General features: G+C 44.5%; 14 protein-coding genes and 1 pseudogene. 6 read left to right on the forward strand and 9 right to left on the reverse strand.

Annotated elements, in window-relative coordinates; translation table 11 throughout:
* Positions 1-297 precede the first annotated feature (297 nt).
* Together LYNGBM3L_RS21275 and LYNGBM3L_RS21280 are read right to left on the reverse strand one after the other, a co-directional pair.
* A complete protein-coding gene (locus tag LYNGBM3L_RS21275) occupies positions 298-1,857 on the reverse strand; it encodes a DUF3084 family protein (protein ID WP_008187700.1) in 1,560 nt (519 codons plus the stop codon).
* Positions 1,858-2,631: 774 nt separating this feature from the next.
* Positions 2,632-3,150 (reverse strand): GUN4 domain-containing protein, encoded by a 519-nt coding sequence (locus LYNGBM3L_RS21280; RefSeq protein ID WP_008187701.1) that lies wholly within the window; start codon positions 3,148-3,150, stop codon positions 2,632-2,634.
* 741 nt (positions 3,151-3,891) lie between these two features.
* Here LYNGBM3L_RS21280 and fraC point away from each other — a divergent pair.
* From fraC to LYNGBM3L_RS21310, 6 genes and pseudogenes are all read left to right on the forward strand, one after another.
* Positions 3,892-4,452, forward strand: a complete 561-nt coding sequence (gene fraC / locus LYNGBM3L_RS21285) for a filament integrity protein FraC (protein WP_008187702.1) — start codon at positions 3,892-3,894, stop codon at positions 4,450-4,452.
* An 8-nt stretch (positions 4,453-4,460) separates the two neighbouring features.
* Complete coding sequence (locus tag LYNGBM3L_RS21290; RefSeq protein WP_008187703.1) at positions 4,461-5,561, forward strand: DUF5357 family protein; 1,101 nt, start codon at positions 4,461-4,463, stop codon at positions 5,559-5,561.
* A 266-nt stretch (positions 5,562-5,827) separates the two neighbouring features.
* Positions 5,828-7,336: a DNA phosphorothioation system restriction enzyme gene (locus tag LYNGBM3L_RS21295; RefSeq protein WP_008187704.1), complete on the forward strand. Its 1,509-nt coding sequence runs from the start codon at positions 5,828-5,830 to the stop codon at positions 7,334-7,336.
* Between the two features lie 173 nt (positions 7,337-7,509).
* Positions 7,510-8,628, forward strand: coding sequence for a hypothetical protein (locus tag LYNGBM3L_RS21300; RefSeq protein WP_008187706.1), 1,119 nt, complete (start codon positions 7,510-7,512; stop codon positions 8,626-8,628).
* A gap of 49 nt (positions 8,629-8,677) precedes the next feature.
* Positions 8,678-9,307, forward strand: a complete 630-nt coding sequence (locus LYNGBM3L_RS47705; protein WP_008187707.1) for a class I SAM-dependent methyltransferase — start codon at positions 8,678-8,680, stop codon at positions 9,305-9,307.
* A gap of 279 nt (positions 9,308-9,586) precedes the next feature.
* Positions 9,587-9,983: pseudogene (locus LYNGBM3L_RS21310) on the forward strand (IS701 family transposase); the annotation flags it as partial.
* Positions 9,984-10,182: 199 nt separating this feature from the next.
* Here LYNGBM3L_RS21310 and rd read toward each other — a convergent pair.
* The 7 genes from rd to LYNGBM3L_RS21345 all read right to left on the reverse strand — a co-directional run.
* Positions 10,183-10,344: a rubredoxin gene (gene rd / locus LYNGBM3L_RS21315; protein ID WP_008187710.1), complete on the reverse strand. Its 162-nt coding sequence runs from the start codon at positions 10,342-10,344 to the stop codon at positions 10,183-10,185.
* A 95-nt stretch (positions 10,345-10,439) separates the two neighbouring features.
* A complete protein-coding gene (locus tag LYNGBM3L_RS21320) occupies positions 10,440-11,384 on the reverse strand; it encodes a sulfotransferase domain-containing protein (protein WP_008187711.1) in 945 nt (314 codons plus the stop codon).
* Between the two features lie 15 nt (positions 11,385-11,399).
* Positions 11,400-12,746, reverse strand: coding sequence for a murein biosynthesis integral membrane protein MurJ (gene murJ / locus LYNGBM3L_RS21325; protein WP_008187712.1), 1,347 nt, complete (start codon positions 12,744-12,746; stop codon positions 11,400-11,402).
* A gap of 122 nt (positions 12,747-12,868) precedes the next feature.
* Entirely contained in the window at positions 12,869-14,323 is a 1,455-nt protein-coding gene (locus tag LYNGBM3L_RS21330) for a GumC family protein (RefSeq protein WP_008187713.1), read from the reverse strand.
* A gap of 113 nt (positions 14,324-14,436) precedes the next feature.
* Positions 14,437-15,816, reverse strand: coding sequence for an RNA-guided endonuclease InsQ/TnpB family protein (locus LYNGBM3L_RS21335; protein WP_008187714.1), 1,380 nt, complete (start codon positions 15,814-15,816; stop codon positions 14,437-14,439).
* Positions 15,817-16,367: 551 nt separating this feature from the next.
* Positions 16,368-17,192: a pyrroline-5-carboxylate reductase gene (proC, locus tag LYNGBM3L_RS21340; RefSeq protein WP_071986918.1), complete on the reverse strand. Its 825-nt coding sequence runs from the start codon at positions 17,190-17,192 to the stop codon at positions 16,368-16,370.
* A gap of 67 nt (positions 17,193-17,259) precedes the next feature.
* Positions 17,260-17,741, reverse strand: a 482-nt coding sequence (locus LYNGBM3L_RS21345; protein WP_008187716.1) for a cell division protein SepF, incomplete at its 5' end; no start/stop codon positions are given.

Genomic DNA, 17,741 nt, shown 5'->3' on the forward strand with positions numbered 1-17,741 from the left:
CAGCTATCAGCTATCAGCTATCAGCTATCAGCTATCAGCAATCAGCAATCAGCAATCAGCTATCAGCTATCAGCTATCAGCTATCAGCAATCAGCAATCAGCAATCAGCAATCAGCAATCAGCAATCAGCAATCAGCTATCAGCTATCAGCTATTGAATAGCTTTTGAATAAAATAGGTTTATTTTAAGCAGCTCAAGTAGCTTGGCCATTCCCGTAGCGTGGCCAACGGCTGACCGCTGACGGCTGAGCGCTGACCGCTGAGCGCTGACCGCTGAATGCTTACGTTAACAACCTAGCTAGTTAACAATAGTTTTAAAAACATCTTCTCCATTGTAGCTCGCTACCAGCTGCATTTTTAAAGGACCAGCTGTGTAGGCAGTTTCTTGCGCAATAGCTTTGACATTAAGGGGTTGACTATACTGCTCCAGCTGCTCAATAAAGTTGGTTAGGGTGGTCAGCCGACCATCTCCGACTTGGATATCACCCAAAATCCCAGCGCGACGAGCACGGAACTCAGAGGCTGCCAACAACTGATCGAGCCGCTTCCGAATTTGCTCATTGGTCATAGTTGAGGGATTAGTTGAGATGGTAGCAAGGACATCACCCCCCTTAAAGACAACCTGATTGAGGGCTGCATCTGCAAATACTTGTATTGATTTTTCCCCCTCAACGTAGTTACCCGCTGAGAGAATTCGCACCACGTAGTCTCTACCATCTTTAATCTGCTGGATTAACTGATCTACTTGTGCTTGAGTAATTTGCACCAGTGGCTCTTGGGAATTACCGCTACTAGCACGGGTAATGTCTACAGCTGTCTTATTAGCTTGGCTCAACAGTTGATCAACAGCTTGATTTACGGCTGTTGGATCGACAATTCGTACTACTCCAGAGGTGAGTACCTGACCACGAAATAAAGCAACATTTCCCTGACGCAGTACTCGATAATTCTGATAGTACTGTTCTAGAATTGCGAGTTCCCGTTTTAAAAAAGCCAGTTGTTTTTCTTGTGATTCAAGTTGTTTATTACGTTTAGCAAGTTGACTCTCCTTTTGTTTAAGTTTTTGTTCAAGTTCTTTAAGTTCTTGTTCGAGTTCTTTTAGGAAAGTTTCACGCTGAGCAATGACTTGATCTCGTTCAGCAATTTTCTGGTCAAATTGTTTTATAGCTTGGTCTTTCTCAGCCAGCTCCTGATCCCGCTGTTGGATCGTTTGGTCTTGTTTGAGGATAGCTTGGTCTCGCTCTTGGATAGCTTGGTCTCGCTCTTGGATAGCTTGGTCTCGCTCCAGCATTTCCTGATCCCGTTTCTTCACCAATTCTTTTAATTGAGTGATTTGGCTCTGGAGTTGGGTAATTTGTTCATTGAGTTGATTCCGCTGTTGGATTAGCAGCTGACGTTCCCTGAGGAGTGACTTAATTTCAGTACGCAGCACCCCAACCTGAGCAGAGACGTCTTTCAGTTGATTTTGAGCCTGTTGGAAATTTCGATTAGTTTCATCCAGACGCTTCTGAACCTCTATTTGCTCTGCTTTGGCCTCGGCTAACTTCTGCTCTACTCGATCTTTCTCATCCTCTAATTGGCTGACCTCCCGGCGAGCACTTCTAAGTTTTTTGAGGATATTATCAAGCTCAAAAATCCCATCTCGTAGAGACTCACTGGTGGCAAACAAAATCCCCAAGGTCGAGGCAGAAATTAAGCCACCGGTGATAATTGTTACTACCGTGGCAGTAGTACGGGGACGTAGATTAAATAAACTCAGCCGTGCTTTTCCTACTCGTGTACCCATGCGATCGCCTAAGGTAGCGAGTAACCCCCCCAACACCAAAATTGAGGCAATCAGGATATAAGCGCTGGTCATCTAAAGCCTCACGGGAGAGTGGAAACTACTATTATTTATGTGGTCATTTATGTGGTGGAGGAAACGCGAGGAGGCGATTTTAACTGCTGTCAAAGTACTACAATAATAGTTATACAAAAAAAACTTTAAGGTTGGCTGGGACTCCCAGTGGTGGGAAATTCCACTGAAAAGACAATCAATCGAAATGATTGATTGGCTACAGCCACGTAGTCTAGTTTTAGCCCCTGCAAGCAAAGGCTTTAAGGCTAGTGAATCAAACCACATACTTACAAACCACATACTTACAAACCACATACTTAAAGGTAACCTCAACCCCCACCACCGTGAGAGAGTAGCGGTAATTGGCACTGCCTGATGGACTGCAAGCCTATTGGTTTTACGGAAGGTGAGGTTGATGTGGTTGTTTCGAGCAATGGCTAACATTTGTTAGTTAACTCCTCCGAAGAATCTGCGCCTATGGAAGAGCGCAGAGTTTCAATACTGCATTGTTGTCTATCCAGATACAGCCTATCTCATAGCTGTAGAGAATTATGTTTATTTATGGTAAACTACCCAAAAGATTTATCGACTTCCAGCACCAGCAGTAGGGCATGGGGAGTAACCCATAGACTAACAAATCATCCCTAGTTTGTACAAAGCGCGCTCCAAACAATAGACCTGGTAGTTTTGAGTTATCAAACTAACCTTGAAATCCCTAAAATGTTTATAGAATTCGTAGCAAATATTTTTGTTTAAAATTTTTGTTTAAAGAATTATTTCCTTGGGCTGTAACGCTTATATGCTAGACTCTACAAGTCTTTGCATAAATGAAGTATACCACGCCTCACACCCTACCCGAGATAACCACACGATACCGGATACAGACCGATGATTACTCCAGATGAATGCCATACAGACGGGTAGGTGTCCCATCTGGGCATCTAGATTCCATTTGATTTTACTATAGGCTATCCAATCTCCCCTCACTCTCCAACCGATGCGTTCACCTAGCCTGACGCAGTCTCCTGCCACCTCTTGATAAATGGACTGCTGAACACTAAGCCCAAAGTGTCCTTGGCTGTATCTTACCCAAAGTTGGTCAATGGTCAGCAGGTCAGCACAGGGAAATGTTTTGAGCGACTCTATATCTAGCCATTTTTCAGCTTCTCGACCTGCTGCTTCCAAGAGTACCCTGGCTGTCTCTAGGTCAGCTTCTTTCCACTTGCCTGCTGCTAGTAAGTCTCGCAGTTTAGTGTAGTCTACTCCTTTTTCAGAACGCAGTTTGAGTTCAGGTTCATAGTGATTTCGTGTCATAGGTTTGCGCTATGGTGATGGGAGTTGATCTGCAAAGATACAGTAAAGATAAAGTTTTGGCTTGTCTGTCAGGTGTGGGGTACACCCATCAACCATAGCATTGCCCCAGGAGTCAACTACCAGACACTGACGGCAAAGCCATAGAGCAATAATCGAGAAATTATAGGTATTAGGCTAATCGTATTAGGTATGAGCTACAACAGGGGCACTTGAGCACCTCCGTCCTAAGAGAGCTAGCCAAGTTTCAACAGAACCCTAAACCCTAGAGCCTAAACCCTAAATTATGTTCGCGAAGGGTGACGGCAGGTCAAACAGGTATCTAAAAAACAAAATATGTAACAAAATGCGATCGCTTAGCGGCGACCTAGGAGGATCGCGTAGCGTGGCCTACGGTCAATCGCATCTTTACAGATGTTCCTTGTAGTGCTTCAATGTATAGCCTGTGGTTAAGGAGTTTAACAGGAAACCCGCCCGAAGAGGCTTAGGGGTAACACCCCTCATTCAAATTAACTACCAGTATCCGAAAATTACTGGTAGTCTAATTTAATGAACATTAGACCTGCTCCCGTTTAGTTGCTCCATTTCTGTTGACGGTTGGCACTAAATAAGCAACTATAAAGTGTCAACATAAGGTGTCAACATAAAGTGTCAACAAAACCAAGTTTCACCGAATCGTGCAGGTAAAATGTGGCTCAAACGGGTTTTTAATGCAAATTCTTACGTTGGAGCAAACTTAAAATTATGGCACCTGTATGGCCCCTAAAGACGGTCGTGTTTCAAACTCTCTTCCTGCTGGTGGTAATTGCGGTGGAAGGGATAGTCTTACAACGAGGGCTAAAACTCAACCGCAAAACCAGCATGCAGCAAGCAGCATCGATTAATCTACTTTCCACTATTGTAGGTTGGTGCTGTTTTTTTGCCCTTCACGACCAACTCCCTACGGAATTTCAAGGCCAGATGATTAGTTATATCTTTTTCGATCACTTTTCAGAGGATAAGCCTGACAATTTTTATACTCTTATTGCTATGAGTGTGATCACAATTTTCTTTCTTTCCTTTATTATTAAGCTGGCAGGGCTGAGGTTACTCAAAATCTTTTTAGAACTAGCTGAAGATCAGGCAACTGGTTCCACATCGGCTTCCGACGAGGAAAAGTCATTATCCTTGAGGCGCTCTGGTCAGAGAGGATCGGGTGGGGAAAATCGAGCTATGGTCGTCCTCATTGCTAATTCCTGTAGCTATAGCGCTATCTTACTGCTTTTGTTTCTGCGTTTCCTTTATGTCAACCCCATTAGTGGATAACTAGCGTCGTGAAATTTTTCACATCCCTATTCGAATTTGTCATTGGCTTAGCGGTGGTAGACTGGGTGGTAAAGGTACTGAAACCTCCCAAGGCATTTTCCTGGCAGGCTCTAATGTGGCTAACTGTGTTTTCCTATGTAATGGCAGGGTTAGCCACGGGATTTGTACAACGGCTGATAGCAAGCTGTGGTGGTATTTTGTTTATTTTATTTGTCTACTGGGTAACGGCAGCGGCGGCTAAGCTAAGAATTGCCAAGAAGAACAAAGACGCCAAGACAGGCTTGCCCCTGGGTCCCTGGATTACCGGCGCATTAACTAGTATTTATCTATTCGGCATCAATTTAAACCTTGGAGAATACCAGCCCGAAATTCAGGGTATCAGTACCTATTTATTCGGCATCGACTCAAGGGACGTATCATCCTGGACGTTCATTAGTTGGCCATTGATATCAGCCGTAATTGCGACTTTACCTTATATTTTAGCAGTAAGATTGGAGCTAAAAAAACCATCTCCAGCAGAACGTCAATATCTAGTTATATTATTCGGTAGCCAGCTCTTGATTAGCTGCTGGATACAGTTTTATTTCGTGATTCAAAACTGGCTAGTGCAATATCCTAGCTTACTGAGTGATGATTTTATCCATAGTTCCTTTGTCTGGAAATTGCCCTCTGCCCAAGTCACTATGCTATCTAGAGGTGTATCGATATTAGAGGGGATGGAAGTTCAATTGAAAGAAGAGTTGAATGCAAAATCTTGGTCAGAGGTTGAGAAATCCCTGCTTAAGGTAAATCACCAAAAGTTACTGAAGGAGATTGAATATCAAGCCAAGCAAAGCTCACCGGTTGCTGAAGATCCTCTATGGAAAGTAACCTATAAATTTTCATCCAGGGAGTCTGGGTATGACTATAACTTAGACTTGCAGGCCAATTGGAACGGTCCCCGTTCAAGCCCTGACACCAAACCTGAGTATTATTCCTTCACCAAGTCTTGTCGAATTAAGCAGGTGGATGGGCGATCAGGGTTAGGTTCTCAAGCAATTGGTAATGTGGAATGCCAACCCTCTAGGACAGGGGAAATTGAGGTGTTTGCTGACCAAGGAAAACGGTAAAAAGTAAAATTAAAAAGACTTGCTTACATCAAAATAGAAAATAGCAACTAGGAAATAGCAACTAGGAAATCTAGGATTTATAAATAGGACACGAACAATATTGCTGATTTTTAAGAACACAAAAAAATCCTCCAAGCTCTTTCCTACTGCTCCCTACTCCCTGCTCCCTGCTCCCTTGTTACTTTAATCCTATGTTCACAACTCAAATAAAAATGCTATAGCAAATACTAAATACCAATTATCAAATAACAAAAGACCAATGACCAATGAGGAACAACAAATTCCCATTCGTGGTATCAGAGGACTGGGAAAGTGTAGCAGCACGAGGATACTATCAGCCCTCCCCTAACATCACAGTAGCTGAATCGGGGGGAGCTTACCAATTACCGCTCTCCTTTGAGACTCACTCACCCAAGGGATGCCCTAGGATACCACCGGATATTCAGCTGCGGCAGTATCAGCGGCAAGCGGTGGCAAATTGGTTTGCCCATCGGGGACGAGGAACCCTGAAAATGGCAACGGGTAGTGGTAAAACTATTACTGCTTTAGCGATCGCAACGGAACTGTATCAAAAAATTGGTTTACAGCTGTTGCTGGTAGTTTGCCCTTACCGCCACTTGGTCACCCAGTGGGCAAGAGAATGCGAACACTTTAATCTAGAACCGATATTAGCCTTCGAGAGTGTCTACAGCTGGCAGAGTCAACTATCTGCCCAGCTATACAACCTCCAGGTTGGGAAACAATCGTTTATTACCATAATCACTACCAATTCTACCCTGATCAAGGAGGGTTTCCAGTCTCAGCTGAAGTATTTTCCTGAAAAAACCCTGATAGTGGGAGATGAAGCCCATAATTTCGGGACTACCCGCATCGAAAAGAGTTTACCCCGTAACATTGGACTGCGCCTTGGTCTGTCAGCTACACCGGAACGGTATTTTGATGAAGCTGGAACAGAAGCATTGTTTGACTATTTTGGTTCGGTATTACAACCAGAACTGACCTTAGCCGATGCTATTCGCCAAGGAGCGCTAGTGCGTTACCTCTACTATCCGGTGTTCGTGGAATTAACAGAGGCGGAAAATATTGCCTATGCTAAGTTAACTCAACGGATTGGTTGGGCATTAGGGGAAGCAGACGATATAGAAAATGACACTACTTTAACATCGTTATTGATGCAACGAGCTCGGTTAGTTGGGGCGGCGGCAAACAAGTTAAGGGCGTTGCAGCGGTTAATGGCTAAGCGACTGAACACCTACCATACCTTGTTTTATTGTGGGGATGGTTCGGTAGATGGGCAAGTGAGTAATGAAAGCAACCGTCAGTTAGCAGCAGTAACCCAGTTACTAGGTTCTCAACTGGGGTATCGGGTCAACACGTACACTGCCCAGACACCGTTGGCAGAACGGGAGGAATTACGTCGTCAATTTGAGCGGGGGGAGTTGCAGGGGTTAGTAGCAATTCGATGTTTGGATGAAGGGGTGGATATTCCATCCATTGAAACTGCGGTAATTCTGGCAAGTAGTAGCAATCCCCGCCAATTTATTCAGCGGCGGGGGCGAGTGTTGCGACCGCACCCAGGTAAGGAACGGGCAACGTTATTTGACATGATTGTTTTGCCCCCAGATTTGGGACGGGAAACTTGGGAAGTGGAACGGAGTTTGTTGAAAAAGGAATTGAAGCGATTTTTGGAGTTTGCTGAGTTGGCGGATAATGCTGGGCAGGCCAGGGTAAAATTGCTGGAAATTCAGCAGCGCTATGGAGTGCCAGATTGCTAATTGCCAAGAATGCGATTGGGGGGTTGTGAGAGTGGCTTTATGATTGTCGCTAATTTTTCCCCCATGCCCCCTGCTCCCTGTCCCCCTGCTATTTGAGAAAAGGTACATATGCGAACCGGATTTGGTATAATCTCTAAGTTTCGCCTATATACGCCCATAGATGATGATTTAAGATGAACATTCCCTCGATTTGTAGCTATAACGAATGGGACCCTCTCGAAGAAATAATTGTGGGAACTATTGACGGGGTTACAGCCCCTGTTTTAACCCATGACATAAAAACCTTCATACGAAAGGACTATTGGAGCTTCTATCGAGAGCATGGGGGGAAACCCTACCCCACAGAATTGGTGAAGAAAGCCGCCAAAGCTCTAGATAACCTTCAAGAAGTGCTTGAAGGAGAAGGTGTCATTGTACGACGACCAGAAGCTGTTGATTATGCCCATCATATTTTTAAAACACCTTATTTTACATCAGCGGGATTCTTTAATGCTGATGTGAGGGATGTCTTGCTTGTTGTGGGCGAGGAAATCATCGAAGCGCCTATGTCTCAAAGATGCCGCTATTTCGAGTTCTTGCGCTATCGTCCCCTGATTCAGGAATATTTCCAGCAGGGAGCAGGCTGGACAGCGGCTCCCAAGCCCAAAATGTCTGATGCCCTCTACGATTGGGACTATCCTGAAGAAGATATGGCCTTTTTCCGGGGGGAATCTGGTGTACCAGATAGCGTTGGTCCTTTGAATGGGCGCTTCATTACTACCGAGTCAGAACCTTGCTTCGATGCAGCTGATTTCACTCGCTTCGGCAGAGACATCTTGGCACAGAGGAGCCACGTCACCAACGACTTGGGAATTCAGTGGATGCAGAGGCATCTTGGCTCGGAGTACCGAGTCCACACAGTCAAGTTCCGTGATCCAGCTCCCATACATATGGATGCAACTTGGGTTCCCATCGGCGAAGGGCGTGTCTTGTCTTGCCCTGACCGTCCGTGCATCTCACCGGATATCCTAGAGATGTTTAAGCAGGGAGGATGGGAAATTCTTTATCCTCCCAGGGGCGTAGCAAACGCCGAATTTCATATGTCCAGCCGCTGGCTTTCTATGAATATTCTGATGATTGATCAGGAGCGAGTGGTTGTGGAGAAGAGTGAGGAACCAACGATTAAGTTTTTTAAAGAGATAGGCTTAAAGCCAATTTTAGTGGACTTTAAAGACCATTATGTTTTTGGAGGTGGGTTACATTGTGCAACTTGTGATGTACGCAGGCGTGGTATGTTGAAATCCTACTTTTAAATTTGGGTAGTTTCAATATGCAGCGAGCATAGCTAGTTAAGGAACAAAATTGGATACCAAGCAACAAAATTGGATACAAAAAAAAGCCATTTATACTCCCGATCAATTGAGCGTTAATGGTGTCGAAGTAATGCAGGACTGGGAAATTCCGTATATGAAGAAGTTGGCTTCAATCGCAACTTCAAATGGCGGACAAGTACTAGAATTAGGCTTTGGACTTGGATTATCAGCAGGTTTTATTCAAGACTCCCCCGACATTGAGAAACATACGATCCTTGAAGCCCACCCAGATGTACGCGAATTCGCGCAACAAAAATTCCCTGAAGCCTTGAGGATAGGTAGGATGGAAATTGTCCCAGGTTTTTGGCAAGAGGTTAGTTCACGTTTTGATGATGAGAGTTTTGATGGGATTCTGTTTGATACTGTCCCACTAACTCCAGAGGATGCAGGAAGTTTCCACCAACACGATTTTTTTAAGGAAGCGGGTCGGTTACTCAAAAAAAATGGAACATTTACTTATTTTTCACGGGTTGCCACTGAAATACCAGAAGCACATCAAAAACTATTGCAAGAAGCTGGCTTTTCCAAGATCGATTTTGAGGTTGTTGATGTAAATCCACCCCTACCTTCTCAGTATTGGGACTACAAAACAATCGGAGCTCCCATCATTAAGAAATGACCCTACCATCTTCTCTATTCTTGAGGTCTCAAATATTGCATTAACACTTAGGGACTCTTGGAGACTGGTTCCATACTATGGGTAAATCGATCAAATGTCTTTTAGTCAAGGATTTCGACAATAGATCTCTAAAATCTAATCAGGAGAAGTTTACAATCATTGGGGACAGCAACTATCGGGACTTAAACGATAAAAAGAGCAAAATTATGGTATAATCTATGATGGATCAACCTTTCACGTCGAAAGGGCGATTTACTCGCCCTAGGAGGCGCGCACCGTGATTATTTGATCACCAATGTTGAGGCAAAAAAAAGTAACAAAACAGTGGATAGTAATGACCTATTCCCAAAGAAATTGGGTGGAAGTATTTTCTTGGGAAGCCAAGGGTTGGCTAGGGTTGAAAGAATACCAAGTCAGGGATAAAAGAAGTCTAATTCACCATTTTATTCTAGTATTTTGTGCCTATATTTTTATTCTTTGGCATAAGTTAACCGGGGGATTACTTTGGCGATGGGCGTTCCAAACCTTGGCCACGCTACGCGAATGAATACTTTTACAGAAGCCTTGGAGGCTTTCCGTACAGCTATGTCTTTTCGTTTCTTTAATTGGCTAACTAACTCACAATCAGGAGGTGTTTGCTGCTTATAAAGCCAGTTTAGGCTTCATTTGGGCTTGATTTTTGTTTAAGTCCCACTAAAAGACCAGTTTTTCTGGCCTCTCACGATTTTTGATCAAAAAAAGCGATGCAGCGCGGTCTTGGGGAGGCAGCGCGGTCTTGGGGGTCTCCCCCATGACCGCGCTGCCGTGGTTTCCCCCACTCGCTATTGCATCAAGACACGGTGGCAGTGCCACCGATTACGACAATAAGGATGTTACTATTCTTCCGGTTCAAAATCTTCCTTACCGACCCCACAGACCGGGCATACCCAGTCATCTGGAATGTCTTCAAAGGGTGTGCCCGGTGCAATGCCACTATCTGGATCCCCTACCTCTGGGTCATATACATAGCCGCAAGCGGTACAGACATATTTCTTCATGGATATTCTCCTAAATTAGTGTTCTTCTCTCATGATTCTGATCATATCGTGTCCCGTTGTTTCGTTAGTGTTCTTTGTTATTGTTTTTTTATAAATTAATTCCATGACTCCCATGGCACTGAGCGACCAAGTAGTTCTTCCAATGCTGTAACTTCCTGTTTATAATACATAGTAAGAGCATTTTTGATAGCTGGTGAAATCGACACCTTTTCCTGAGGCTGCACATTAAGGCGTAAATAGATCGGATCCAAGGCTCGTCGAATTTTCCTCAAAACTTTGTGAATGGGTTTGTTTTGGGTATATTGACGCATACACTTTAAAAACTGCTCATAATTCCGGTGAAACCACCAATTTTTTACTGCCTTGCTGGGATTATATACTTTAAAGAGATAATCCCCATAGAAGCTGGAATCAATTCCTGCAAATCGACAAATTTTTTCAAGCACATATTTGGGATTACGGGATAATTCTTCATAAAAAGCCACATAAATTCTATCGGATCCGAATAACTCAAAGTAAGGTTTTAAGTAGACATAATAACGCCCTTGCTCAAGGGAACGCATATAGGTATAGGTATTTTCGTGCTCAAAATTATCTTTAATTAATTGCTGGTCAACATAGTTATCAAAGCTGATATTTTGAGGAAGATACTCTTTCTGTTTAGCAAATTTATACCAAGAGATTAAGCGAGAAACCGGTTCCCGTAGGATAAATATAAGTTTAACATTTGGTAGAGATTGTTTTATTTTATGGGGTGTACCTGATGAGTAAAGATAGTCTGGTGTTGCCTCCATCCGAATTTTTTCGACATTGGAGCACTGAGCATAACGAAAAATATCATCATATTTTTCTAGACCATCTTCATATCGATAGTTTGAAGCTTCTGGATAATCTTGATCCAAAAAGAAGCGAATTTCTTTGAGGTTAGAGGTACAAACTTCAGGATGATCAGCTAGATAATAAAATAGTGATGTGGTTGCCGCTTTTGTCGTGCCTCCAATAATCAAGTAAGAGTGCTGTTTAAAACTTGAACTATTCATAGATTTTATTACCCCTCATTCACTGTGATGTTTTTGCAGCAGAGAAACACCCTTTCGATGGAGTAGATAGATGATGAGTATCACATAGATAATAGCCATAACAGGCCAACTCATAGCAATACCAATTAATTCCCAAACTTGCCAAAATAACCAACTCAGAGCAACCCCTACAAATGCCATGGTCACCATACTCCAGACAACCAAACCATAAGCTCTCTGAGCATATAAACCAGCTTCAAGCACGGGGATTAGAGAAATAAATGCCAAGGACAGCCCTAACCAAAAGAATACTTGAGACGTCTGCTCAATAGAGGTAGCTTCAAAAGAACCATGTCCGTATAGCAAACGAATGATTTCTCCATGGGATACCACAATAAAAAGTACTGCAGGTAAGCTTACTAATAGAGTTTTGGTCAAGTTTTTGCGCAAAGCCGATCCCAACCGGGATTTATGCCCAGCTAAGTCATGCTCTGTCATGGCAGGCAAGCTGGTGGTAGCAATACTGACACCAATAATCGTTTGAGCAGCGGAGACGATCCGAATTGCAAAGTAGAATGTGGAGACCCCACCAACTGCTACTAAGGAAGGCAGCATCTGACTCTTGACTAGATTAGATGCGAGCTTAATCACAAAACCGATAGTAGGTAAAGAACCTGCTTGCCACAGACGCGCAAGGTCATCTTTGCCAGCCCACGCCAACCATTGATGTTGGTGTCCCGCTTTAAAAGCATCTAGAAATACCAGCACAAAGAATCCACCAAATCCCAAGGTATAAGCGATCGCTATCCACAGAGCAATACTAGACTGTTGCCATGCCAACCCAATGGCAGCCACTACGAAACCTGGTGCGATCGCATTCCGCAGAGCTACCGCACTAAAGCGCCTTTGGCTGTTGAGGATCACACTAAAGACCGCAATCCCAGGAGCAAACAAAACCATTGGCGCACAGATCCGAAATAAAAACGTTGCTTGTGCTCTACCCTCTGGAGAAAATCCTGGGGCTAACCCAGTTATAATCAATGGCGCTATAATTTCCAACAGAACAGTTAGACTAACACCGAGTACTAAAGCTAAGTTGACAATGCCACTGACCAAGCGATGATATTCCCTGTGATTCAGAGCATCTCGACGCTCCATGAACATTGGAACCAAGCTTTGTCTGGTTCCCTCCCGGCTCACGGTATCAATTAGTCGCGGTAAGCTGAGGGCAACAATCAAGGCATCTGTGGTTTGACTAGTCCCCAGTTTCGCCGCCATCAAAATGTCCGCAACCCACGCCAGTAGCATACCGAAGAAGGTCAGAGACATCACTCGCAGCGTGGGAGATTTCCACCCTTTGATTATACGGTTGGATAGGTTCATCAGATTACTTACTGCCAACACCTGATTAAGGTAGCAGACTTGGGGTCTTTCTCTGTTAGTTTTCCGTGCTAGTAGTTTCCAACAATTAGATCCAAATTGTTGCTACGTTTAAATTCACTGGTTTAAGACTCAGGTTGAAGTACCGGAGGGGAATCTTTAGGAGCGTCTGTCTTAGAACTTGGTTTTTCCCAGGCCAGGATAACCAGGCCAGTTGTCATTAACAGGGAAAGCGCCACAGCTCCCAACATTACCGTTTTTTTGGTATTACCAACAGGTTCTTTCGGTAAGTTCGGCTCTACTAACAATTGCAGGGTTGGATAAGCAGTAGCATGATCCGATTTATTCAGGTTTAATTGAGCCGACTTCGCCGTAAATATAGCTTCAGAGATTTGCACCTCTCGCTCAAGCTCAGTCAGGGTTAACTGCTCCTGAATCAATGTCTGAAGTCTGGACTCTAGCTGAGCAATTTGTTCTGCCAAGGTGTTCACTTGACCGGTTAGTCCCTGCTGTTGAGCTCTCTGGTTGATTAACACTTGTGCCAGATTTGCTCGACCTGTCTGGGCATCTAAGCCTAAATTGAGATTATCCAAACGTTGAACATCCATCCCCTTGCCCAATAGCTGTTGGCTACGAGCAAGTAATGCCTCAAGCGCCGCTTGCTTCTTAGCTTTGAGATTAATCACCTGAGGGCTGTTTGGTGTCCATTGAGAATTTAGTATCGTTAGCTTAGCACTAATATCGCTATAGTTTTGCCAAAGTTTTTTAAACACTTCATCATCCTGAAGCATCAGAGCATCGGCTGCTTGGTCAGTTGACAACCTTAGGTTAGCTTCTAGCTGCCTTAATCCAGAGGTAGCCGCTTGCTGCTGAGCCAATAAATTAGCACGCTGCACTCGCAACCTTTCTACTTCTTCTGAAAGGTTATTGATTTGTTCAGAAATTTTGAGCAGTGACTTCTTTTTGAATTGAGACAGCTTTGTTTGGGCGTTTTTTAAGTTACTATTAGCAGAGTCTAAAGCTAGCAACGTCTTGTTATCCTGACGAGCTGATTCTTCTGCTCTTAAGTAATCAATCCGCTTGACTAAAGCTTGATAAAAAGCCTGAGTATTTCGCTGAGCGTCCGATGGGCTTTTGCCATCCGCTTCAAACTCTATGATAGTGGTACCTCTATCCAAATAAACCCTTGGCTTGGCAAACTCTTCAAAATCTTTGACTGAGGTATTAACAGCAGCAGCAGCTTCAGTTAATACGACGTCACTCATGGCGATATACTGGTAGTTTTGTCGTGGATCTACCTTTAAAAGATATCCGTAAGGAGATTTCTCACCTGGATTGGAGGAAGCTTGACCGACTCCAGGGAGTTGAACAGATCCTTGAGAACCCACACCAGGTATAATTGCTGCTGCCTTACTGGTGTAAGTTGGAGGGATTTGCTCGAGCACAAAAAAAGCTAAACCCAAAATAGCAGCATTGCTCAAAATCCCCAAACTTATGTAGGAAAACCATTTCAACCCATTGGGTCGAGAACGTTGGCGTGCTTCTGGTAGGGCTCGAATCGGAATTGAAGATTCTGTCATCTGTCTGTCATCAAAATAGATGCAGTCCACAAATTTACATTCAGACTAAATTATGAATATTTTGTGATTTTGACATCTCCCCCGGCTGAAGCACAGGGGATTCTACAAGGTTCCTACAAGGCAGGTTGAAACCGTGCCTTGTAGCTTCTCGTCCTATATGATCTTTTCATAGAGTTGAAAAGATCATACCGGTGCGGTAGTGTCAATGCTCCCCTACCCACCTTGGTCAGGTCAAGACCTAACTGTGTGGCTACTTTTCTAGCTATATTTGCAGCACCGTTACAATCGGCATTAATTAGCCAACCATTAGAAGTTTTGTACAGACCACGCCTAACTCGTTTGCCCGACGGTTTCCATCCTTTGGGTTTTTCGCCGTGTCTTGGGAGGCTGTCGGAGTCAAGATAAGACGCTTTGCTGGTGTACGCTTCCTCGGTAATTGTTAGCTTAATTCCATACTCAGGACAAAGCTGTTTCAGTCGTTCAATCAGTCTTTTTGTTGGAATGACCACAAAATTCTGATTACCCCGTTTCCCCATGCTTGAGGAATCTTTCTGTCCTTCGTTCCAACCAATGACGAGGTTTCCAACGCAATCGCTCAGGCACCGATTAATAATAAAACGGGCGGCTTTGTTGATCGCATCCCTGATTTGATTGTTTCTTCTGCGTTGGACACGATCTAAGTTTGAATCCCAGTATAATTCAGGCTTTCCAGCTTTATATTTGGCAACCAACCTGGCATAAGCCTGATTCAGAGACTTGAGCTTTCTGCCATCAATAATCAGGCTTCTCCCATGGGTTGAAACTCCGGTTAACCAGTTGTCCCCGCCGTGATCAAAACTCCATGCTTGGAAATAGTCTAGATTGGGATTATTTTCCACCGGTTGTTTTCCATCATCAATTACCCAATCGATCCATAATTGGCCTAGATACGGGCGAATAGTAACCTGTTTGACCCAATCTGGATCTATGAACCCTGGAGGTTCTAAGGCGATCTCAGTAAGCAGTTCAGGTCTACTTTCCTTGCTGATCGACGGGTAAAACAAACCGTTCTTATAGTTGAGCGCTTGTCTGGGAAAAGTGACGGCAGCTAGCCCGCCTTTCTTGCGGTACCTAAGCAGTTTTGGTCTATCGACTTGGCCTTTGTAGTAAAGGCTGACTAATTGGTTATAGCTAGTGATTGACTCGGCTACAGTTTTAAGAGTTTGTTGTGCTGACTGAGCCGCCATTGCCTTGTAATGAGGGTTGTCTTTCAAGCTGTTGCATAGCTCAGCATACTTGAGGGCGCACTTGTAAGTCTTCCAACCATAGCGCAGTTCATCCCCCCGCCAGTAAGTTGTAAATGCCTCTGGTTGCTGTTTCAACCAACTATAATGCTTCTGTTTGGAGTAATAGACTGCACAATTTATCAAGCTATTCGCTTGCTCACACTGAAATAGCCAGAAAGCATTTTCTTCGTCTGAAAACGTTGCTTTTACTGGAATTGTTTTGTACATCTTACTATCACCTCCCTCTCTTTATTATAACCTATTGGAATAGATACGGCGGGGTAAACCCCGTCCCGGGAGTTTCATCCCGGAGACGAAACCGTAAACCCTTTTGAAAAGGGAGGCTCTCACGTTCCCAGTATTTTTGGTAGTTCAGATCCCATGCTTTTAAACGATGGCGACCAATGGCATAAATCCTTTAGCTGCCATTTATTATAGAACTAGATGACAGAACTAGATGACGCACACAATAGTTTTTTGCCCATTAATTAAAATAACACCCCCATAGGACTACAGATCCAGATGGGGTTAGCCAAGACCAACTAACAACGGCGTAGCCTAATTGAGCTTAAGATTGACAATCTCAATCAGTTTTGATCAATTTTCAACCTACCCTACAAGGGACGCCAAGCCTTAACAACCTACCCTATGGGAACGCTAAGGGCGAACAACCCACAACCTTCAACCTTCAACCTTCAACCTTCAACCTTCAACCTTTAACCTTTAAACTTCAACCTTTAACCCCCAACCTCCAACCTCCAACCTCAAACTTTAAACCTTCAACCCCGCAACTCCCGAGAACGCTGATAAGACCCCAAAACCGCTTCAATCAAAGCCGAGCGAAAACCAGCCTTCTCCAACTTAGCGATCGCAGCAATTGTCGTTCCCCCAGGACTAGTAACCTGATCCTTCAATTGAGCTGGATGTATTTGAGTTTCCTTTAACAGCTGGGCTGTCCCCAATACTGTAGACTGGGCCAACTGCAATGCGATCGCTCTGGGTAATCCAGCTGCCACGCCCCCATCTGCTAGGGCTTCCACCAAAATCGCCACATAAGCTGGGCCTGACCCAGATAAACCGGTCACCGCATCCATCAGGTGTTCCGGAATCTCGACTACTTCACCAACAGCCCTAAAAATTGTCTTTGCTCGCTCCATTTGATCAGGCGAAACCCATTTTCCAGCAGCTAGTGCTGTGATTCCCGCCCCAACTGTTGCAGGAGTATTAGGCATTGCCCGGATCACTGACTGGGATGGAAAAGCGGTTTCCAGTCGTTCCAGAGGCACTCCAGCTAGAATTGAAATCACCATTGGCAACGTTCCTAAGCTGTGACCGTTGTCACCTCTACCCATTGCCAGTTCTGCCGCTACCGCTTCAAATACCTGAGGTTTAATTGCCAGTAACAAAACCTCTGATGCTGCCGCTGCCGCTTGGTTATTGGCAGTGACCCTTATCCCGTATTTTTGCGCCAAACCATCACGGCGCTGCTCCAGCAGCTCACTCACCAAGACCTGATCAGGCTGGTAAAGTTGTTGGGCAAGTAGACGGGATAGGAGGGCTTCTCCCATGACACCGCCACCAATTATGCCAAGTTTTATAGGCAACCCAACACCTCTCTTTTCAAATATTAATGTTATTCTTGAACACTAGACACTTGTCAAGTCCTGACTCTTACTGAGCCATCTGATCTGGCTCAGAACCCCAGGCTGGTGACGGAGCTGTCTGACGGGAAGGAGGGGCCTGGGGAGTAGGTATCTCATGAATCACACCAGACTGAGTACTTACCTGAACACAGCTTGGTGTGAACAAGAAAATACTTTCACCAATACGCTCTTGATGACCATCAATAGCGTAAGTCCCACCAGCCACAAAGTCCACCGCTCGTTGTGCTTGGTCTGGATCCATGATGGTCAGGTTTAAGACCACCGACTTCCGTTCCCGCAGTGCCTGAATCACTTGGGGCATTTCTTCAAAGGAACGAGGTTCAATCACTGCCACTTCTGAAATGCCATTGACTGCTCCAGGCATGCCAATCACATTATTGATGGGAGATGGCCCTACGCCTGCTTCTGATACCGTTGTCCGCTCCCGAGAACGACGTCTGGTTGGACGTTCCTCCTCTGATGGCGGTTGCACCGGTTGCTCTGTGGGTA

The organism is Moorena producens 3L (genome assembly GCF_000211815.1).
GTDB lineage: Bacteria > Cyanobacteriota > Cyanobacteriia > Cyanobacteriales > Coleofasciculaceae > Moorena > Moorena producens.